General features: G+C 68.7%; 19 protein-coding genes. 10 read left to right on the top strand and 9 right to left on the bottom strand.

Annotated elements, in window-relative coordinates:
* Position 1 precedes the first annotated feature (1 nt).
* Entirely contained in the window at positions 2 to 1,612 is a 1,611-nt protein-coding gene (locus tag B3D50_RS05945; RefSeq protein WP_286950083.1) for a DUF4139 domain-containing protein, read from the top strand.
* Positions 1,613 to 1,775: 163 nt separating this feature from the next.
* On the opposite strand, the gene pth is transcribed toward B3D50_RS05945, so the two are convergent.
* From pth to B3D50_RS05925, 4 genes are all read right to left on the bottom strand, one after another.
* On the bottom strand, positions 1,776 to 2,381 hold the full coding sequence (gene pth / locus B3D50_RS05940; protein ID WP_269299794.1) for an aminoacyl-tRNA hydrolase: 606 nt from the start codon (positions 2,379 to 2,381) through the stop codon (positions 1,776 to 1,778).
* Between the two features lie 87 nt (positions 2,382 to 2,468).
* Positions 2,469 to 3,086 carry a 50S ribosomal protein L25/general stress protein Ctc gene (locus B3D50_RS05935; RefSeq protein ID WP_269299796.1) on the bottom strand — a complete coding sequence of 206 codons (618 nt, stop codon included), beginning with the start codon at positions 3,084 to 3,086 and terminating at the stop codon, positions 2,469 to 2,471.
* A gap of 150 nt (positions 3,087 to 3,236) precedes the next feature.
* Positions 3,237 to 4,301 (bottom strand): hypothetical protein, encoded by a 1,065-nt coding sequence (locus B3D50_RS05930; protein WP_269299798.1) that lies wholly within the window; start codon positions 4,299 to 4,301, stop codon positions 3,237 to 3,239.
* Positions 4,302 to 4,412: 111 nt separating this feature from the next.
* Positions 4,413 to 5,348 carry a ribose-phosphate pyrophosphokinase gene (locus tag B3D50_RS05925; RefSeq protein ID WP_003165551.1) on the bottom strand — a complete coding sequence of 312 codons (936 nt, stop codon included), beginning with the start codon at positions 5,346 to 5,348 and terminating at the stop codon, positions 4,413 to 4,415.
* 211 nt (positions 5,349 to 5,559) lie between these two features.
* Between B3D50_RS05925 and B3D50_RS05920 the strand changes: the two genes are divergently transcribed.
* Together B3D50_RS05920 and recN are read left to right on the top strand one after the other, a co-directional pair.
* A complete protein-coding gene (locus tag B3D50_RS05920) occupies positions 5,560 to 6,423 on the top strand; it encodes an outer membrane protein assembly factor BamD (RefSeq protein ID WP_003165550.1) in 864 nt (287 codons plus the stop codon).
* A 94-nt stretch (positions 6,424 to 6,517) separates the two neighbouring features.
* On the top strand, positions 6,518 to 8,215 hold the full coding sequence (gene recN, locus B3D50_RS05915; RefSeq protein ID WP_286950077.1) for a DNA repair protein RecN: 1,698 nt from the start codon (positions 6,518 to 6,520) through the stop codon (positions 8,213 to 8,215).
* 183 nt (positions 8,216 to 8,398) lie between these two features.
* On the opposite strand, the gene B3D50_RS05910 is transcribed toward recN, so the two are convergent.
* The 4 genes from B3D50_RS05910 to B3D50_RS05895 form a co-directional block, all read right to left on the bottom strand.
* The gene (locus B3D50_RS05910) at positions 8,399 to 9,319 is read right to left on the bottom strand and encodes a cobalamin biosynthesis protein CbiG (RefSeq protein WP_286950075.1); all 921 of its coding nucleotides are present in this window, start codon (positions 9,317 to 9,319) and stop codon (positions 8,399 to 8,401) included.
* 75 nt (positions 9,320 to 9,394) lie between these two features.
* On the bottom strand, positions 9,395 to 9,937 hold the full coding sequence (locus B3D50_RS05905; protein WP_286950074.1) for a hypothetical protein: 543 nt from the start codon (positions 9,935 to 9,937) through the stop codon (positions 9,395 to 9,397).
* Positions 9,938 to 9,940: 3 nt separating this feature from the next.
* Positions 9,941 to 10,726 (bottom strand): exodeoxyribonuclease III, encoded by a 786-nt coding sequence (locus B3D50_RS05900; protein WP_269299853.1) that lies wholly within the window; start codon positions 10,724 to 10,726, stop codon positions 9,941 to 9,943.
* A gap of 107 nt (positions 10,727 to 10,833) precedes the next feature.
* Positions 10,834 to 11,820, bottom strand: coding sequence for a hypothetical protein (locus B3D50_RS05895; protein WP_286950072.1), 987 nt, complete (start codon positions 11,818 to 11,820; stop codon positions 10,834 to 10,836).
* A gap of 161 nt (positions 11,821 to 11,981) precedes the next feature.
* On the opposite strand from B3D50_RS05895, the gene B3D50_RS05890 reads away from it, so the two are divergent.
* Genes B3D50_RS05890 through B3D50_RS05865 form a run of 6 tightly spaced genes read left to right on the top strand, consistent with a single transcriptional unit; the run spans position 11,982 to position 16,856 of the window.
* Positions 11,982 to 13,037, top strand: coding sequence for an MBL fold metallo-hydrolase (locus B3D50_RS05890; protein ID WP_286950071.1), 1,056 nt, complete (start codon positions 11,982 to 11,984; stop codon positions 13,035 to 13,037).
* Positions 13,034 to 13,807: an enoyl-CoA hydratase gene (locus B3D50_RS05885; RefSeq protein WP_128116179.1), complete on the top strand. Its 774-nt coding sequence runs from the start codon at positions 13,034 to 13,036 to the stop codon at positions 13,805 to 13,807. Before B3D50_RS05890 ends, B3D50_RS05885 begins: the two co-directional genes overlap by 4 nt.
* Before the next feature lie 51 nt (positions 13,808 to 13,858).
* On the top strand, positions 13,859 to 14,371 hold the full coding sequence (locus B3D50_RS05880; protein WP_286950069.1) for a GNAT family N-acetyltransferase: 513 nt from the start codon (positions 13,859 to 13,861) through the stop codon (positions 14,369 to 14,371).
* A 48-nt stretch (positions 14,372 to 14,419) separates the two neighbouring features.
* Positions 14,420 to 14,980 (top strand): DUF1285 domain-containing protein, encoded by a 561-nt coding sequence (locus B3D50_RS05875; protein WP_286950067.1) that lies wholly within the window; start codon positions 14,420 to 14,422, stop codon positions 14,978 to 14,980.
* A complete protein-coding gene (locus tag B3D50_RS05870; RefSeq protein ID WP_286950066.1) occupies positions 14,977 to 15,651 on the top strand; it encodes an NUDIX hydrolase in 675 nt (224 codons plus the stop codon). The genes B3D50_RS05875 and B3D50_RS05870 overlap by 4 nt, the downstream gene beginning before the upstream one ends.
* Complete coding sequence (locus B3D50_RS05865; RefSeq protein ID WP_286950065.1) at positions 15,648 to 16,856, top strand: CCA tRNA nucleotidyltransferase; 1,209 nt, start codon at positions 15,648 to 15,650, stop codon at positions 16,854 to 16,856. The genes B3D50_RS05870 and B3D50_RS05865 overlap by 4 nt, the downstream gene beginning before the upstream one ends.
* Here the strand turns inward: B3D50_RS05865 and B3D50_RS05860 are convergent.
* Positions 16,837 to 17,784 (bottom strand): endonuclease/exonuclease/phosphatase family protein, encoded by a 948-nt coding sequence (locus B3D50_RS05860; RefSeq protein ID WP_286950064.1) that lies wholly within the window; start codon positions 17,782 to 17,784, stop codon positions 16,837 to 16,839. The genes B3D50_RS05865 and B3D50_RS05860 overlap by 20 nt on opposite strands.
* Before the next feature lie 225 nt (positions 17,785 to 18,009).
* On the opposite strand from B3D50_RS05860, the gene B3D50_RS05855 reads away from it, so the two are divergent.
* A partial coding sequence (locus tag B3D50_RS05855; RefSeq protein WP_286950063.1) for a DUF2793 domain-containing protein occupies positions 18,010 to 18,941 on the top strand: 932 nt, incomplete at its 3' end.

Raw genomic sequence — 18,941 nt, 5'->3', positions numbered from 1 at the left:
CATGCGCCGCCTTCTGGCGATCACCACTGCGCTGAGCCTTTTGGCGCCCACGGCCTGGGCGCAGACGGAAAGCGTGTCCGCGCGTCCTGACGGGGCGACGGTGGTGATCTATCGCGACCAGCCGGTCGATACGGTCGCCCTGATGGAACAGTCCCGCCAGCCGTGGAGCCGGCTGGATCGCCAGGGGCTGGCCCTGATCGTGGAGACGCGCACGGTCGATCTTCCGGCGGGCGAGGGGATCATCCGTTTTCGGGGGCTGGCTACGGGCGTCGTGCCGCAGAGCGCGGTGCTGGAGGGCCTGCCCGCCCATGTGGTCGAGCGCAACGCCGACTTCGACCTGCTGTCGCCCGCCAGCCTGATGGAGAAATCCGTCGGCGAGGTGGTGCGCGTCGTCCGCACCAATCCGGCGACCGGCGAACAGGTCGAGAAGGCCGCGGTCATCCGTGCGGGCGCTCAAGGCACTGTGTTGGAGATCGACGGCCGGTTCGAGGCGCTGGACTGCTCGGGCCAGACCGAGCGGGTCGTGTTTGACCGCATCCCCGAGGGGCTGGGCGACCAGCCGACCCTGTCGGTGCGCACGCGGGCAGAGCGGGCGGGACGGCACACGGTGACGCTGGCCTATCTGACCACGGGGCTGCAATGGTCGGCCGACTATGTCGCGCGGCTTAACCCGACGGATGGGACGCTGGACCTGACCGGCTGGGTGACGCTGGCCAACTTCGGCGGCACGGGATTCCCCGACGCCCCGGTTCAGGTGGTGGCGGGCACGCTGAGGAAGGACGCAGGCACCACGCCGGTCGAGCCGTTGGTCCGCTATCAGCAGAATCAGTGCTGGCCGCAAGGGACGACGACGTTCGGTTCAGGGCAGTTCGCCGAATATCATGGTCCTCCGGTTATGGTGCCCCCGCCGCCTCCGCCCCCGCCCGCGCCCGCTATGAGGATGATGGCCAAGGAGGCGATGGATGACATCGTCGTCACGGGCAACCGTGTCGCTCGGCAGGGCGAACTGGGCGACTACAAGATCTACACCCTGCCTGAGCCCACGACGGTCGCGGCGCGGCAGACCAAGCAGGTGCGCTTTCTGGAGCGCGAGGGTGTGGCCTATGAGCGGGTCTATCGTGGCGGAGTGCTGAACCCGGACGACGAATCGCAACCCACAGCCATCGTCATGAAACTGCGCAATGAAGAGCGCGCCGGACTGGGCGTGGCTCTGCCGGGCGGCTCGGTGGCGGTGATGCAGCCGGACGGCGCGGGCGGCGTGTTGCTGGCTGGTCAGGACCGGTTCGAGGACAAGGGCGTGGGGCTGCCGGTGCGGTTGGCCTTCGGCGAATCGCCGGACGTGCGGGTGCAGACGCGGCTGGTGAAGTCCGGCAGTTCGACGCGCGGCGCCGTCACGACCGAACGCACCGAGGTCGAAACCACCGTCACCAATGCGCGCTCCGAGCCGGTGACGGTCGAGCTGGTCGCCTCGGCCGCTATGCAGCGCGGTTTCCGTATCCGCAGCCAGTCGGTGCGCAGTCGGGTGGACGACACCGGCTATCCGGTCTGGACGCTGAACGTGCCCGCCAACGGCGCAGTGACGCTGAAGGCCGCTTGGACGACGACGGATTAAGGCTGTGATTCTCCCTCCCCTTCATGGGGAGGGTGGCTGAGGCCGTTAGGCCGAAGTCGGGTGGGGGCAAGGCTAGCCGGGCGCTGACGGCGGATCACCAGCCCCTCCCCACCCGGTCGCTGCGCGACCACCCTCCCCATGAAGGGGAGGGAGAGGCGTTGCGTTACTCCCCCTTCGCCGCCTGCCGGGGGCTGAACTTCGGCGCTGGGGCCAGACGCATCACTTCGCCCTGATAGCGTTCGTCGTCCCCCGCCACGGCGAAGGGCAGGGCGTCGGCGCAAGCCTGCAGCAGGGCGTCCAGCCAGGGCTTATCCGCCTTGTGGAAGTCGCCCAGGACGTGGGCGTGAACCAACTGGGGCTCGCCGGGGTGGCCGATGCCCATGCGGGCGCGGCGGAAGTCGGCGCCCAGGTGGCTGATCAGGCTGCGGATCCCGTTCTGGCCTGCTGCGCCGCCGCCCTTCTTCATGCGGAAGCGGCCGGGTGCCAGATCGATCTCGTCGTGGAAGACGATGATGTGTTCGGGCTTCACCTTGTAGAAGCGCGCCGCCTCGCCCACGGCGCGGCCGCTCTCGTTCATATAGGTCTGGGGCTTCATCAGCAGAACCTTGGTCCCCTCGACCTCGCCGTCGGCGACGATCGACTGGAACTTGGCGCGTGACGGGCCGAAGCGCCAGCGGTCGGCGATTTCGTCCACGGCCATGAAGCCGATGTTGTGACGGTTCTTTTCGTATTTGGGGCCGGGATTGCCCAGGCCGGCGATGATGATCATGCGATCCTCATGCCTCGTGCTTGGGGCAAAGAAAAGCCCCGCCAGGCGAACCGGGCGGGGCTGTATCTTTCAGAGGCAGAAAGCCGATCAGGCTTCTTCGGCTTCGCCTTCGGCGGTGGTGTCGCCGGCGTCCGACTGAGCGGCGGCCGAGTTCTTGATCGCAGCGATCATGAAGTCGCGGTCGGTGATGGTCGGCGCAGCGCCTTCCGGCAATTGGATGTCCGAGATGCGGATGTTCTCGCCGATCTCGCGGCCCTTCAGGTCGACGACCAGTTCAGCCGGGATACGGTCGGCGCGGACCATGATCTCGACCGTGTGGCGAACCACTTCCAGCATGCCGCCCTGACGGGTGTAGGGGGCTTCGTCGGCGTTGACGAAGGCGACCGGGATTTCGATCTTGATCTCTTCCTTGGCGCCGACGCGCATCAGGTCGAAGTGCAGCGGACGGTCGGTGACCGGATCGAACTGGATGTCCTTGGCGATGACCGGCTGGGTTTCCTTGCCGTACTTCAGGGTCACCAGGTGACCGATCAGCTTGCCGGTGTACAGCGACTTGCGGAACTCACGCTCGTTCACGGAGATGGCCACCGGGGCCTTGTCGCCGCCGTACAGCACGCCGGGGACGGCGCCTTCGCGGCGCGCGGCGCGGGCGCCGCCGGTGCCCACGTTCTCGCGGACATCAACGTTCAGAATGATCTCAGCCATCGGGCTCGCCTTCAATACAAGTAAACGCCTGCGCAGAACCGTGTCCCGCGCGGCGGGGTCATGAACCCTTCGAATTCAAGAGCGCGGGCTATTACACGGAACACGGGGAGGACGCAACCGCCCCGGCTCAGCCCACAGCGATAATCAGCCTCAGCCGTGCGGAGATGCGGTCGGTGAAGACTGGTTCTGCGCCTGGGCCATTGGCGTGGGCGCGCCTGCAGGCGGCACGGCGACGGTGATGGTCGGCATCGGCCCCGTATACTGCGAGGTGCACTGGGCCAGGTCGCGAACGACGTGACGGCCGGCGCAGAAGATGTCCTCATAGTTCGGCTTGGCCGCCGCAAGGCACTGGAACAGCATCAACTTCGACATGTTGAGGCAGAACTCATTGTTCGATTCGGTCGTCAGGGCGTCGGTGTTCGCCTTGGCGTCCTCGCCCGCCGCGCCCAGAGCCGCCAGGGCCGCGATGGCCAGGGAGTTGACGATGGCGGGCGTGAAGGGCGCGCCGCGCTGGGCGGCGGTCAGGTTCAGGCCAGAGCCGCTGTGGGCGGCGGCGAAAAGACGGGCGCTGTCCTCGGCCGAGGGCAGACGCGGCACGGCCGACAGGGATTTGGCGCCTTCCAGGCGGCCGTTGCGGTCGGCGACGGGCTGGGTGGCCCAGCGGCGGCGCGGGTCGCTGCGTCCCTGGATGGTGTAGGCGTCCGTCTCCACCGCCTCGGCGATGGCGGTCATGGTCGCCGCGTCCTGGCCCATGGTGCTGGCGATCAGGCCGGCGGCGGCTTCCGCGCCGGGCAGGGTGGCGGCGTAGGCCGGGTCGGCGACGATTCGCGACACCATCTGCTGACGCTGGGCCGGGTCGGAGGCGAACTGGCGCACGCCGGCGACGTATTCAGGCGACTGCAGAGCCAGGATGGCGCCGTAGGCGATCATGCCGCGCGACAGCTGGCCGGCCTCGACGGCGGCGCCCTTGCGGACGGCGGCCTGGATGGATTCGGCGTCAGGGAAGCCGGCCTGGATCGACCCGACTTCGCGCACGAAGGCGACATAGACCGAGGCGGCCTCGGCCACGCTCTGGTTCAGCGCCAGGGCAGGGGGCGGCGGCGGGGGCGGCGCAGGGGGCGGCGCTTCCGGCTCAGGCGTCGAACAGCTGGCCAGGACGGCGGCGGCGGCGACAGCGGCGACGGAGAGGCCGCGACGCAAGAAGGCCTGGGGCATCGGCGATCTTCCCTTGCTTTTAAGCGATACGCACTTGGACGGGCGTCGGAGGCGCGAGGCGCCTACCGAACTACAAGCCCTTATATCGCGGAGGGAATGGTTAGCCGAACCTTAATCGAACAGCTTTGAGACCGACTCTTCGTTGGCGATGCGCCGAATCGCCTCGCCCATCAGCGGAGCCACGGGTACGCGACGGATCTTCGAGCAGTTCAAAACTTCGTCAGGTTGTTCGATGGAGTCGGTGATCACCAGCTCCTTCAGCGGGCCGTTGGCGACGCGGTCGACCGCCGGCCCCGACAGGACGCCGTGGCTGATGTAGGCCGAGACCTCGGTTGCGCCGCGATCGATCAGCGCCTTGGCGGCGTTCACCAGGGTGCCGCCCGAATCGACGATGTCGTCGAACAGGATGCAGCGGCGGCCTTCGACGTCGCCGATGATGTTCATGACTTCGCTCTCGCCCGCCTTGGGACGGCGCTTGTCGACGATGGCGAGGTCCGCATTCAGGCGGCTGGCCAGCGAGCGGGCGCGCACCACGCCGCCGACGTCCGGCGAGACGATCATCAGGTCGTCGCCCTTCGGATAGTTGTCCTTGATGTCCTGGGCCAGGACGGGCGTCGCCACCAGATTATCGGTCGGGATGTCGAAGAAGCCCTGAATCTGACCGGCGTGCAGGTCCATGGTCAGGACGCGGTCGGCGCCGGCGCGGGTGATCAGATTGGCGACCAGCTTGGCCGAGATCGGCGTACGGCCGCCGGTCTTACGGTCCTGACGGGCGTAGCCGAAGTAGGGCATGACGGCCGTGATCCGCTTGGCCGAGGCGCGCACCAGCGCGTCGGTCATGATCAGCAGCTCCATCAGATTGTCGTTGGCCGGATACGAGGTCGACTGGATGATGAAGACATCCTCGCCGCGCACGTTCTCCTCGACGACGGCGAACACCTCATTGTCCGCGAAACGCTTCACCTGGGCCTTGGTCAGCGGCATGTCCAGGTGGGCAGCGATGGCCTGGGCCAAGCTCCGGTTCGAATTGCCTGCGAGCAGCTTCATTGACCGGTCATCCTTTCGCCGTCATCGCTCCGCCAATAGTCGCGGATGCGTTTCTGGACGCGCTCTCTAGGCGGCGAACGGTGCGGCGTCCAGCCGTGTTCCGGTCGGATCTTCGATTTCAGCCGATTGGCTTGGGCGCGGGCGCTGTTATAGAGGACGCATCCTGCTAACGAGGGCGCGTGTCGCGTGTCCGCGTCCCGAAGGCATCTTGATGAGGTCGCCCTTGCTCGCTTCGAAGTCTCGTACCGGCCTGACCCTGTTGACGGTCGCCGTCGCGGCCCTGTCGCTTTCCGCCTGCGCCGGCAACAAACCGCGCCAGAAGCTGGCCTATGAGGAGCGTCCGGTCGAAGCCCTCTACAACACTGGCTATCAGCGCCTGCAATCCAAGCGCTGGATGGACGCCGTCGACTACTTCCAGGAGGTGGAGCGTCAGCACCCCTATTCGGAATGGGCGCGTCGGGCGATCCTGATGCAGGTCTACGCCTATTATCAGAACAACAACTATCAGGACGCGATCGCGGCGGCTGACCGCTTCATCGCCTTGTTCCCCGGCAATCCGTCGGCCAGCTACGCCTTCTACATGAAGGCTGTCTGCAACTTCGAGCAGATCGTCGACGTGGGCCGGGACCAGGGCTACGCCGAGGCCGCCCTGGCGGGTCTGCGAGATGTGGTGCGTCGCTATCCCGGTTCGTCCTACGCCACCGATGCGCGGGTCAAGATCGACATGGTCAACGACCAGCTGGCCGGCAAAGAAATGACCGTCGGCCGTTATTACCAGCGCGCCAACCAGCCGCTGGGCGCGTTGAACCGCTACAAGGCCGTCATCAACAACCCCGACTTCCAGCGCACCTCGCACACGCCTGAGGCCCTTTATCGTCTGGTTGAGGTCAATCTGAGCCTGGGTCTGACGGAGGAGGCGACCCGCAACGCCGCCGTCCTGGGCCACAACTATCCGGGCAGCCCCTGGTACGCCGAGGCCTTCGCCCTGCTGCGCGAGCGCGGCGAGAACCCGACGGTTCAGCCTGAAGGCAAGCGCGAATCCTGGCTGCAACGCCTGATCCCCGGCGGCGCCTGATCCGGTCGCAGGGCAGTGACGCGGCGTGATTAAGGCGCTGCGTTCCTGTTCTGTTTCCGGCTAGGATGCGGCGAAACATCGAATCAGATCGCCCATGCTAACCACCCTCTCGATCCGCGACGTCGTCCTCGTCGACGCCCTTGACCTGGAGGTCGAGGACGGTCTGACCGTGCTGACCGGCGAGACGGGGGCGGGCAAGTCCATCATCCTCGACGCGCTGGGTCTGGCGCTGGGCGCGCGTTCCGACGCCGGACTGGTGCGGAACGGCGCCAAGCAGGCCTCGGCCACGGCCGTCTTCACCGCGCCTGATGATGAGGCGCTGATCGCCCTGTTGTCCGAACGCGGCTTCGAGGTCGCGCCGGGCGAAGAGCTGATCCTGCGTCGCGTCGTGTCGGCCGACGGCCGCAGCCGCGCCTATGTCAACGATCAGCCCGCCGGGGTGACGGCCCTGCGCGAGATCGGCGCCCTGCTGGTCGAGGTGCACGGCCAGCATGAAACCGTCGGCCTGCTGGACTGGAAGACGCACCGGGCGCTGCTGGACAACTACGGCGGGCTGCATCCGCAATTGGCGGGCGTAGCGGGGGCGGCCGAGCGTCTGAAGGCGGCGCAGGCCCATCTGGATGATCTGGAAGCCTCGGCCGCCGAAGCGGCGGCCAAGGCCGAGGAAATCGCGCAGAATCTGGCCGATCTAGACGCTCTGGATCCCAAGCCGGACGAAGAGACGGAACTGGCGGGCGAACGCGCCATCCTGGGCGCGGCGGAGAAGGCGGTGGCCGATCTGGCCGATGCGCGCAATCTGCTGGGCGGCGACAAGCTGAGCCAGCGCCTGGCCTCGGCCCTGCGCGCGGTGGAGCATGCGCGCCAGCGGGCGGTGCAGGCGGGCGCAGAGGGCGATAACCCCATCATCGTCAAACTGGCTCTGGCCGCCGAGGCGGTGGACCGCGCCCTGGTCGAGGCGACCGAAGCGGTGGCCTGTGTCGACGCCGCGGCGGACGCCTTCGATTTCGAGCCGGGCCGCCTGGACAAGGCGGAGGAGCGGCTGTTCGCCCTGCGCGCCGCCGCCCGTAAGCTGAACACGACGGTTGACGCGTTGCCGGGGCTACGACTGCGTCTGCGCGAACAGCTGCGCCTGATCGAGGACGGCGAAGAGGCGCTGACCAAGGCCCGCCGCGACGTCGCCGTGGCGATGGAAGCCTATGACGTGGCGGCCATGCTGCTGACCTCGGCGCGCGAGGCGGCGGGGGACCGGCTGGTCGCCGCCGTCATGGACGAACTTGGCCCGTTGAAGCTGGAGCGCGCCCGCTTCCGCGTGACGCTGGAGCCGGTCGAAGGGCGTCGCGGTCCGCTGGGCGTCGAGACGGTGCGGTTCGAGGTGGCGACCAACGCTGGAACCGCCTTCGGGCCACTGGACACGGTGGCGTCGGGCGGGGAGCTGGCGCGTTTCGCGCTGGCGATGAAGGCGGCGCTGGCCAGCCGCGAGGACCAGCGCCAGCCGGTCATGATCTTCGACGAGGTGGATCAGGGCGTCGGCGGCGCCGTGGCCGAGGCCGTCGGCGGGCGCCTGCAACGCCTGTCGCGCGGGGCGCAGGTGCTGGTCGTGACCCACAGCCCGCAGGTCGCAGCGCGCGGCCACGCTCACTGGAAGGTCCGCAAGGCGGACGTGGAGGGCCATACGCGGACCTCCATCGACGTTCTGGAGGAAGGCCCGCGTCAGGAAGAGATCGCGCGGATGCTGTCCGGCGCCGAGATCACCGATGAAGCGCGGGCGGCGGCGCGGGTGCTGATCGGCTGACCTCTTCCTTCCCCCCTTGAGGGAGAAGCTGCCAGGCGGAGCCTGACGGATGAGGGGTGTCGAATCCGTCTTCTCGAAATTCGATGATCGGGCGTCAGCACGGCTTTCACGACCGATGCGCTGACACCCCTCATTCGAGCGCCTCCGGCGCCCATCTTCTCCCTCAAGGGGGGAAGGAAAAGATCAGACTCCCAGAATCCAGCCTTCTTCGCCCTCAACCTGGGCGATCAGCGCGTCGTCAGCACTTGCAGGCGGTGCGAACGCCTTCTGCAGATCCCCCGCGTCGTCCATGCGGGCGAAGGCTTCGGCGGCGGCGCGGACCTGGGCCTGGGTCTTGTATTCTTTAACGCCTTCGGCGCTGACGCCGCGCTTGGCCTCGAACATCAGGGGCCAGACTTCGACGATGACGGCCGACAGCGGCTCGATGTCGGCCTCAGTCAGTTCGCGCCAGCCGGTGCCGAAGGGCCAGACGGCGGCCGAGGCGCCCAGCGCATCCAGCAGGCGGCGCAGCATGGGCACGCCGACCAGCGTCAGGCCGCCGATGGCGCCCGCGCCGTGCATCTGCCAGACGCTCTTGGGCGGCAGCTTGTCCTTGCGCGCGGCCAGTTCGGTGGCGCGGAACTCGGGGATGTCGGCGCCGGCGCCTTCCGGGGGCTTGGTCGTGGTCAGCCAGCGCTGAGCCTGGCTGGCGGGCGCGCCCCAGAACGGCCAGGGTTCGTCCGTCATCAGGCGGTTCATCTTGGCCGCGACCTGATAGCGGTTGTTCGAATTATCGGCCTTGTCGACGATGTTGGCGGCCAGGAATTTGCCCATGGCGTCCCACGGACGGCCGTCCAGCTTCAGCCGCGCGGCGGTTCCGGCCGGGAAGCCGAAATCGAAGTCGAAGCCCACCAGCACGCGGTCGCCGCGCTTGCGGTGCTCGGTCAGCAGGTCGGCGATCAGCTTCTCGCCCTCGGCGCGCGTGGCGACGTTGTGCGTCTCGGCGTACAGGCGGAAGCGCACGTCGCGCTTGGCGACGCCGACCCACAGGGTCTGCTCGCCCAGCTTCTTGCCCTCGGCGGCGGTCCAGTTGGCGATGATGTAGGCGTCGAAAAGGCGGGCCACGGGGGCTCCTGAAGAAAGAAGCGAAGAACAGGAACGGGGGCTTCTAGCCGCCCTGACTCAAGCCGTGAAGGGCGATCAGCGTTGCATCAAGGCTTCGACGTGCGACAACCAGCGGCGCCCCAGTCGCAGGCCCTCCCCCGGAGAGCGGGTTCCGGTGGCGGTCTCGGCCTCGGAGGCGGGGGCGGTGCGCGATCCGTTCCACAGGGCCAGCTCGAACTCGGCGTTGTGCGGATCGCTGAAGATCAAGCGCAGCACGACCAGTTCGGCGTCGGGCGCGTCGAGGTCGATCTCCTTGCGGTGCTGGCCGCGCAGGACGCGGGCGACGACGTGGCCGTCGACGATGATCTCGGCCCCCAGCACTTCCTCGAAGGCGTAGACGAGGCCCATCGCGCCGCGATTCCACAGGACCGCCAACTGGCCGCCTTCAAGGTCCAGTCCGGCGGCGCGGCCTTCATGGGCGGACAGGGCCAGGGTGTCGGCCGGGGCGCCCAGCGCCTTCTTCATCGCCCGCCGCAGTCGCCGCTCGGACTCCATCCACCAGGAAAACAGCAGGACGCCGGTGGTCAGGAAGGCGGCGATCAGGGCGATCAGCAGAATGGCCCTGAACGTCTCGCCCATGGATCAGGCCTCCAGGTCCAGATCGACCACGACGGGAACGTGATCGCTGGGCTTGTCCATGTCGCGGGCCTCGCGGTGCGTTTCGATGGCGCGGAAGCGATCGGCGGCGTGAGGCGACAGCAGGGCGAAGTCTATGCGGATGCCGTGGTTCCTCTGCCAGGCGCCAGCCTGATAGTCCCAGAAGGTGAAGGTTCCGGCGGGCTCACGGCCCAGTTCGTGGGAATCGGCCAGGCCCAGCCATTTCAGCGCGCGGAAGGCCTCGCGGCTTTCCGGCTGGAACAGGGCGTCTTCGGCCCAGGCGGCGGGGTTCTTGGCGTCCTCGGCCTCGGGGATGACGTTGTAGTCGCCGCACAGGGCCAGCGGCTCTTCCAGAGCCAGCAGTTCGCGTGCGTGGTTCTGAAGCCGTTGGAACCAGGCCAGCTTATAGGCGAACTTTTCCGTGCCGAGCGGATTGCCGTTGGGCAGGTAGATGGAGGCGACGCGGATCGGGCGGGGGGCCTCGATCAGGGCCTCCAGATAGCGGGCCTGTTCGTCGCCGTCGTCGCCGGGCAGGCCGCGCCGCACGTCCGACAGCGGGTATTTCGACAGCAGGGCGACGCCGTTGTAGCTCTTCTGGCCGTGCGTCTCGACGTTGTAGCCCAGGTCTTCGAAGGCCTCGCGCGGGAACTTCTCGTCCACGCACTTGATCTCCTGGAAGCAGGCGACGTCGGGGTTGGCGGCCTGAATCCACTCCAGCACCGTGGGCAGGCGGGCGTTGACCGAGTTCACGTTCCAGGTGGCGATGCGCATGGGACGCAAGGCTAAGGTGAGCCGCTGCGTTCGGGAAGAGGGCGGCGCAAAACAAAGACGCCGCCGGATCGCTCCGGCGGCGTCTGATTTTCAGCCTGAACTGAGGATCAGCTGTTCGGCGCGGCGGCCGGAGCCGTGGTCGTCAGCTTGCAGCCGCCGCCGATCTGCTGGGCGGTGGCGCAGGGGTAGACCTGCTGCACGGCCTTGGCCGTGTCGAAGCGGACGATGACGCCGTCGGCGCCGTTGCAGGCGGCTTCATAGAAGGAGCCGTTGGCGTTCTTGCCCATGTAGCGGGCCTGGCTGATGTCGCAGGCGGCGGCTTCGGAACCAGCCAGCCAGCCCTTCAGCGTGGCGACCTGCTCGGCCGGCGTGGTGAAGCGGCACGAGGCGTTGGCCGAGACCAACTCCATGCAGGACGCGACTTCCCAACCCGAGGCGGCCTTGTTGATCTGGGCGCCTTCGACGCCGGCGCAGCCGACTTCATAGACGACGGCGCCGCCAGGCTTGGCTCCGATGATCGAGCCTTCGTCGACGGTGCAGGCGAGGCCCGCCTCCTTGGCGAAGGCGGTGATGACGGCCATGGTGTTGTTGTTGGCGGGCAGGCTGCACTGCGAGCCGACATCGGCTTCCGGATCACGCGCGCGGGCCTGTTCGGCCGAATAAGCCAGCACCATGCAGTCTGTGGCCTGGGGCGGCGTCGAGGTTAGCAGCAGGTAGCCGGGACCGGACGCGCAGGCGACTTCATACAGCGCCTCCTTGTTCGCTGACTGGCCCAGCAGGACAGATTCGGTGATCTGACAGTTGGTGTTGGTGGCGGTCAGCACGCCTTGGGCGGCGGCCTGAATTTCCTCGGCGCTGGGCGGCTGAGGGGCGCGGGGCTGACGTTGACGACGCGCCAGGCGGCCCGTTGGCGAGCGTTCGCCGGCGCGCTGGTCATTCAGAGGATCCTGCTCGTTGCCGCCAGGGCCAAGCGGCGCGGCTTCGCCGGGTGTGGTCTGGGTAAAGGTTTGTGCGTGAGCGAGAGAAGGCGTGAGGGTCATGAGCGCCAGGGCGGCGGCCACGCCGACCTTGCGGCTGCGGGGGGTGAAGGTCACAAAACTGCTCCTGGCCTCATCTTTGGGAAGATGAAGCCTTGGCGGCGTCTTTCGTTGCGGTCAAGCGCAAGTGCGTCCTTGGCGCTGGACGATCGCATCGTGATCCGCTTAACCTGCATGACAGTTTTGATTGGAGACGGACCTTGGCGGACGGAGACACCTTGTCTCGCTCTCGCTCGGAGCGCGGCCTGACCTACCCGTTCCCGGCGGAACCCCTCACGGGCGAAGCCATAGCGGTTGCGCCCGGCGTGCTGTGGTTGCGGCTGCCGCTGCCGATGGCGCTGAACCACATCAACCTCTACGCCATCGAAGACGGCGAGGGCTGGGCCGTCGTCGACGCCGGACTGGCGACGGATGTATCGCGCGAAGGCTGGGCCAAGGCGCTGGCGGGCGTGCTGGGCGGGCGGTCGGTCACGCGCGTCATCTGCACCCACATGCACCCGGATCACATCGGCTTGGCGGGTTGGTTGTGCGAACGGTTCGACGCGCCGCTCCTGATGTCACGGACGGAGTATGTGACGGCGCGGATGCTGATCGGCGACGAGACTCTGGGACCGCCGGCGGGGGCCGAGGCCTTCTATCGTGCGGCGGGCTGGTCGGATGAACAGCTGGCGCGCTGGCGCGACGGCTACGGCGGCTTCGGCCGCATGGTTCAGGATTTTCCGCGCGACTATCGTCGGGTGCAGGACGGCGATGTCCTGAGCGTCGGCGGCGATGATTGGCGCGTGATGGTCGGCGAGGGGCACAGCCCCGAACACGTCTGTCTGTGGCGCGAGAAGGACGGCGTCTTCATCGCGGGCGATCAGATACTGCCGCGCATTTCCTCCAACATCTCGATCTGGCCGACGGAGCCGCAGGCCGATCCGCTGGGCGACTGGCTGCGGTCGCTGGCGGCGCTGAAGGAGCGGCTGCCGGGCGATCTGCTGGTGCTGCCGTCGCATGGGGAGCCGTTCTACGGCGTGACCTTGCGGCTGGAGGCGCTGATGCGCGGGCATGAGGTGGCGCTGAAACGGTTGGAGAAGACGCTGCGCACGCCGTGCCGCGCCGTGGACGTGTTCGGCGCCCTGTTCGCCCGCCCGGTCGGCGACGCGGTGCTGGGAATGGCGACCGGCGAGGCGCTGGCGCACCTCAACTATCTTGAACGCCAGGGACGGGCCCGCCGCGCGCGGGAGGAAGGCGGCGTGGACTGGTGGAGCCTTTTGGAGACAGGCCAATGAGCGAACATATCCGGACCCATCTGGAAGGCGGCGTCCTGACGGTCGTCTTCGACCGCGCGGACAAGAAGAACGCGATCACCCAGGCCATGTATGCGGCCCTGGCCGACGCGACGGAGCAGGCGAAGGCCGACGACGCCGTGCGCGTCATCCTGTTCCGCAGCGAAGGGGATTCTTTCTCGGCGGGCAACGACATCGCCGACTTCATCGCCCTGGGCCAGACGCCCGGCGACCTGGTCGAGATGGGGGTGTTTCGCTTTCTGAAGGCGCTGGCGGACCTGGATAAGCCCGCCGTCGCGGCGGTGCGCGGCCGGGCGGTGGGCATCGGGCTGACGCTGCTGCTGCACTGCGACATGGTGGTGGTGGCCGAGGACGCCCTGCTGTCCGTGCCCTTCGTCAATCTGGCGCTGGCGCCGGAGGCGGCGTCGTCGCTGCTGCTGCCGCGCGTTCTCGGCCATCAGCGGGCGTTTGAACTGTTCGCCCTGGGCGAGGCGATCGACGGCAGGACGGCCCTGGCCTGGGGTCTGGCCAACCGCGCGGTTCCGGCCGATCAGGTCGAGGCGACGGCGGCGGATCTGGCGGCCAAGCTGGCGGCGCGCGCGCCCAACTCCATCCGCAAGACCAAGGCCCTGATGCGCGACGCCGAGGCGCTGTGGGCCGTGATGCAGCTGGAAGCCCAGGCCTTCGGCGCGCAGATGCGCAGCCCCGAGGCGATGGAGGCTTTCATGGCCTTCAGCCAGAAACGGGCGCCGGACTTCTCCAAACTGGGCTGATGTCGCGAAATCGCGATTGATTCGAGGGGCGAGGGGGACTACGGGCCGCGCATGAACGCCGCGCCTGCCTCCGCCCCTGAAAACGACCCGCATTTCGTAGGCGGAATCGTGCGTGAAACGCCCGAGGACGCCGCCGCGGTCGACGCCCTGGTCATCGCCGCCTTCGGCCCCGGTCGCTTCGCCAAGACGGCCGAGCGTCTGCGCGAGCGGTCGCCGCTGGCGGCTGGGTTCTGTCTGTATGAAGGTGAGCGTCTGATCGGGTCGGTGCGGCTGTGGTCGATCCTGACAGGCGAGGCGCGGTCGGTCTTTCTGGGCCCCATCGCCGTGGACAGGGCCAGCCGCAGCACCGGACTGGGCGGCGAACTGGTGCGGGCCTGTATCGCAGAGGCGAAGGCGCTGGGGCTGGACGGCGTCCTGCTGGTCGGCGATCCGCCCTATTTCTCGCGTTTCGGGTTCGTGCCTGCGCCGGACGCCGTGCTGCCGGGGCCGGTGGATCAGCGGCGGGTGATGTGGCTGCCCTTCACCGCAGCGGCGCCGTTCGGAGCGGTTCGACCCGACGCTTGAGCCGGGCGCAGCCTTCCTTTGCGAGGCGACGCATCCCATAGTTCGGATATGACGAACCCACCGACATCCTCGGGTCTGACAGGCGTGGCCGAGGCTGCGCGACAAGCGCCGGGCCGAGGTCTGCCGCCCGTGCATCTGTGGCATCCCGAACATTGCGGCGAGATCGACATCCTGATCCGCGCCGACGGCGTGTGGATGCATGAAGGCTCGCCCATCGGGCGGGCGGAGCTGGTGAGGCTGTTCTCGACGGTGCTGAGGAAAGACCCGGACGGCTATCATCTGGTCACGCCGGTCGAGAAGCTGAAGATCACGGTCGAGGATCTGCCGTTCCGCGCCGTGGCGGTGCGTGCGGAGGACGACGCCCTGGTCTTCACCACGGATCAGGGCGATGAAGCTGTCGCCGGGCCCGACCACGCCATCGTCGTCGAGACCGACCCGGCGACCGGCGAGCCTGCGCCGCGCGTCCATGTGCGGGGCGACCTGTGGGCGCGGATTGCGCGGCCGGTCTTCTATGAGCTGGTCGAACGGGCGCAGGAGGCGGACGGACGTCTGGCCGTGCGGTCAGGCGGGGTGACGTTTCCGCTGGGGCCGGAAGGGGCGGGGCTTTGACGTGCAACAGCTTGAAGGCGCGCCTGCAACAGCGGCTGGATCCTGTGTCCGCATGGTCGCCGGAGCGTGTGGCGGTGCGGTCCGACTATGACCTGAACCCCGACTACAGCCGCCCGAAGGCCAAGTTGAGACCCGCGGCGGTGCTGATTCCCATCATCGGGCGTGAGGATGGTCCCAGCGTCCTTTTGACCCGCCGGTCCGACAGTCTGGCCAGCCATACGGGGCAGATCGCCTTTGCGGGCGGGCGGCTGGATCCTGGCGAGACGGCGCTGGACGCCGCTCTGCGCGAGGCGTGGGAGGAGATCGCGCTGGACCCCGCCGTGGTCCAACCTCTGGGGCTGGGCGATCCCTATGAGACGGGCACCGGTTTTTTGGTGACGCCGGTGGTGGGCTGGCTGACGGCGCCGCCGGTCGTCACCCCGTCGCCCGCCGAGGTGGCCGAGGTGTTCGAGGCGCCATGGGACTTCCTGATGGACCCGGTGAACCATCGACGCGACTATTATGATCAGGAGAACGGGCCGCGCCGCTGGTTCTGGGCCATGCCCTATCGCGAGCGCTACATCTGGGGCGCGACGGCGGGCATTCTGAAGGGGCTGTTCAACCGGCTGTACGGCGAAGAAGCTGCGCCGCAGCAGGCCGCCGAGGCCGATGCGACCGAGAGCGTCGAATGAGCCGTGTCCTTGAGAGCCAGGACTGGCTGACGGCCAGCGCGACACAGGCGGTGATGGCGGCACTGGCGGCGGCGGGCGGGGCGGATTGCGCCCGCTTCGTCGGCGGCTGCGTGCGCAACGCCGTGCTGGGCGCGCCTATTGACGACGTGGATATCGCCACTGTCCTGACGCCCGAGGCGGTGGTGAAGGCGCTGAGGGCGGCGGGCCTGAAGAGCGTGCCGACCGGCATGGAGCACGGCACGGTGACGGCGATATCGGAACGCCAGCCGTTCGAGATCACCACCCTGCGCCGGGATGTGTCGACCGACGGGCGGCGCGCCACGGTCGCATTCACCGACGACTGGGCCGAGGATGCGGCGCGGCGGGATTTCCGCCTGAACGCCCTCTATGCCGATGCGGACGGGTTGATCCTCGACCCGACCGGCGCGGGGTATGAGGACGCCCTGGCCGGACGGATCGTCTTTGTCGGCGAGCCGGAACAGCGCATCCGCGAGGACTACCTGCGCATCCTGCGCTTCTATCGTTTCTTCGCCTGGTATGGGCGCGGCGCGCCGGATGCCGCGGCGGTGGAAGCCTGCGCGGCCTTGGCCGAGGGCGTGGAGCAGCTGTCGGCCGAGCGGGTGTCGAAAGAGCTGCTCAAATTGCTGGCCGCGCCTGATCCGCGCGCGGCGGTGCGTTTGATGGATCAGGCGGGCGTGCTGGGGCGGGTGGCGCCGCAGCCGGAAAGTCTGACGCTGTTCGAGGCGATGGTCGGGATCAGCGCGGACCCGGTGCTGCGCCTGTCGGCGCTGTTGCCGGATGAAGCGGAGGCCGTGCGCGCGGCGGCGCTGAAGCTTCGGCTGTCGAACGCCCAGCGGGACCGGCTGGGCGAGGCCGTCGCGGAACGGATCGACCCGGCGATGAGCGAGGCCGAGACGCGCGCCGCTATCTGGCACGCCGGGCGTCAGGCGGTGGAGGATCGGCTTTATCGCGCCTGGGCGTCGGGCGCGGACGCCGGGGTGGCGCAGCGTCTGCTGGCGCTGGCGGCGGCTTGGACGCCGCCGAAGCTGCCGGTCGGAGGCAAGGATCTGGCGCGGCTGGGCTTGCAGCCGGGGCCGGAGACGGGGCGGCTGCTCAAGGCCTTTGAAGACGGCTGGATCGCCGACGACTTCCCCGACCACGGACACGAGGCGCGGCTGAAGGCCCTTATGGTTCGGCCCGGCTGAGGCGCACGATCACCGGGCGGTGGTCTGAGCCCGTCTTCTGGCCCAGTCGTCGCCCGACCAGCGCCAGATCGGGCGAGCGCCAGACGTGGTCGATGGTGATGCCGAGGAAGGCGGGCAGGGCCGAGGGCCAGGTGCCGGGCCGCGCGGGGGCGGGGATCAGGCCGGTTTCGCTCTTGATCTGACGGCCGATGCGGCCGCTGGAGACGCTGTTGAAGTCGCCCGCCACGACGACCGGACCCTCCAGCCCGGCGCGCAGTCCGGCCAGCCGCTGCGCCTGACTGATCTGGCCGTAGGGGTGCTGGAAGGGCCAGGGCCGCGTCATGTGGACGGCGATCAGGCTGACCGGCCCCAGCGACGTCTCGGCCTGGGCGACCAGGGCGGCCAGGCCCTGACCGTCGGCGTCGCGCACCCGATGGAGCGGCAGGCGCGAGGCGATCACCGAACGAGCGGCGCCGCTGGGCCGGTCCTTGCGCGGAGTGCTGACCCGGTGCGGATAGGCGCGCAGGATCGTGTCCAGTTGCGCGGCCGGGGCGTCGCCCAGCTCGATCAGCATGACCACATCGGCGTCGGCCTGTTCGATGGAGCGGGCGATGGCCGCCACATCCTGATTTCGGGCCCACAGATTGGCGGAATAGATGGTCAGGGTTTCTGTCCCTGCCGCGCGACCCCTTTCAGGCGCCCATTGTGGCCAGACGGCCAGAAGCAGCAGTCCCGCCACGCCCGCGCCCAGCGCCGCCATGTCCCACAGACGAAGCAGCAGGAAGAGGCCGCACAGCACGACGGTCGCGACCAGGGCGGGCGCGGTGAACTGGGTCAGCAGGTCAGGCAGGCGGTGGCCGATGCGGCTGAGGGCCGAGACGGCGACAAGGCCGGAGGGCGCCAGCAGGGCCAGGGCGGCCAGCCGCATCAGGGCCTGGGTCAGGGTCATGCTGCGACCTTTGGTGAAAATGGGCGGAAGCGTCGGTTAGCGCGCCGGCGCCGGGCCTGTCGAGCGTGGCCTCATGCGGCCGAATGCGCTGGCGCGGCGCGTGTCGATAGCGCGTTCGACGCCGCCAATCCCTGAAAATTCCCGGCTTTGGCGCAGGTTGGAGCGGATCGACGCGCCGGTGCTCGTCGCCTGAGCAGACTGCGGTCTCAACCTTTGGAGACCGCCATGAACGACGACGCCAGCGCGCGGCTGGGCCTGCCTTATCTGGCGGCGGGACAGCTGCAGAAACACGTGACCCTGAACGAGGCCCTGACCCGTCTGGACGCCCTGATCCAAACCGCCGTGGTCAGCCGCACGGTCAGCGATCAGCCCGTCGATCCGGCCGAGGGGGCGCTCTACATCCTGCCGGAAGAAGCGACGGGCGATGAGTGGGCGGCCTTCCCGGCGGGCAGTCTGCTGCGACATGAGCGGAGCGGCTGGCTGCCGGTTCCGGCGCCGGACGGCCTGCTGGCCGTGGTGCTGGATAGCGAGGAGATGCTGGTCCGCCGCGAAGGCGTCTGGACGCCCCTGTCCTTCGGCCTGCCGCAGGAGATCCAGCAGATCACCCGCCTGGGCGTGAACGCCACGGCGGACGCGACGAACGTCGTCGCCGTGCGGGCCAACAAGGCGCTGTGGACCGCGCTGGAGAGCGAGAGCGGCGGCGACGGCGATCTGCGCTTCACCTTCAACAAACAGGCGGCGGGCGACGTCCTGTCCCTGCTGTTCCAGAGCGGCTGGGGCGGGCGGGCCGAGCTGGGTCTGGTCGGCGACGACGACCTGCGGCTGAAGGTCAGTCCCGACGGCGGGGCCTGGCATGAGGCGCTGAGGGTTGACCGGCACACCGGTCGCGCCTGGTTCAGCCAGGGCGCGACGCGGCGCGAGACGACGGTATTGACGACCTCTGGAAGCTGGACGCCGCCGTCGTGGGCGCGCTGGGTTGAGGCGGTCTGCGTCGGCGCAGGCGGCGGGGGCGGGGCCGGTCTGGCGGGAGCCTCTGGCACGGCTCGGCATGGCGGCGGCGGCGGCGGCGCCGGTGGCGTGATGTGGGCGTGTTGGCCTGCCGTGAATCTGTCAGCGGGGCTGAACATTACCGTGGGCGCGGGCGGCGCAGGCGGCGC

It is taken from the genome of Brevundimonas sp. UBA7507 (assembly GCF_002478355.1).
Taxonomy (GTDB): Bacteria; Pseudomonadota; Alphaproteobacteria; order Caulobacterales; family Caulobacteraceae; genus Brevundimonas; species Brevundimonas diminuta_D.
Note: the sequence above shows the minus strand (reverse complement) of the source record. Positions and strands in the feature narration are given on the sequence as shown.

Coding starts and splice junctions, on each gene's coding strand:
- B3D50_RS05945 (WP_286950083.1), top strand. CDS start 2: ATGCGCCGCCTTCTGGCGATCACCACTGCGCTGAGCCTTTTGGCGCCC.
- pth (WP_269299794.1), bottom strand. CDS start 2,381: ATGATCATCATCGCCGGCCTGGGCAATCCCGGCCCCAAATACGAAAAG.
- B3D50_RS05935 (WP_269299796.1), bottom strand. CDS start 3,086: ATGGCTGAGATCATTCTGAACGTTGATGTCCGCGAGAACGTGGGCACC.
- B3D50_RS05930 (WP_269299798.1), bottom strand. CDS start 4,301: ATGCCCCAGGCCTTCTTGCGTCGCGGCCTCTCCGTCGCCGCTGTCGCC.
- B3D50_RS05925 (WP_003165551.1), bottom strand. CDS start 5,348: ATGAAGCTGCTCGCAGGCAATTCGAACCGGAGCTTGGCCCAGGCCATC.
- B3D50_RS05920 (WP_003165550.1), top strand. CDS start 5,560: ATGAGGTCGCCCTTGCTCGCTTCGAAGTCTCGTACCGGCCTGACCCTG.
- recN (WP_286950077.1), top strand. CDS start 6,518: ATGCTAACCACCCTCTCGATCCGCGACGTCGTCCTCGTCGACGCCCTT.
- B3D50_RS05905 (WP_286950074.1), bottom strand. CDS start 9,937: ATGGGCGAGACGTTCAGGGCCATTCTGCTGATCGCCCTGATCGCCGCC.
- B3D50_RS05900 (WP_269299853.1), bottom strand. CDS start 10,726: ATGCGCATCGCCACCTGGAACGTGAACTCGGTCAACGCCCGCCTGCCC.
- B3D50_RS05885 (WP_128116179.1), top strand. CDS start 13,034: ATGAGCGAACATATCCGGACCCATCTGGAAGGCGGCGTCCTGACGGTC.
- B3D50_RS05880 (WP_286950069.1), top strand. CDS start 13,859: ATGAACGCCGCGCCTGCCTCCGCCCCTGAAAACGACCCGCATTTCGTA.
- B3D50_RS05875 (WP_286950067.1), top strand. CDS start 14,420: ATGACGAACCCACCGACATCCTCGGGTCTGACAGGCGTGGCCGAGGCT.
- B3D50_RS05865 (WP_286950065.1), top strand. CDS start 15,648: ATGAGCCGTGTCCTTGAGAGCCAGGACTGGCTGACGGCCAGCGCGACA.
- B3D50_RS05860 (WP_286950064.1), bottom strand. CDS start 17,784: ATGACCCTGACCCAGGCCCTGATGCGGCTGGCCGCCCTGGCCCTGCTG.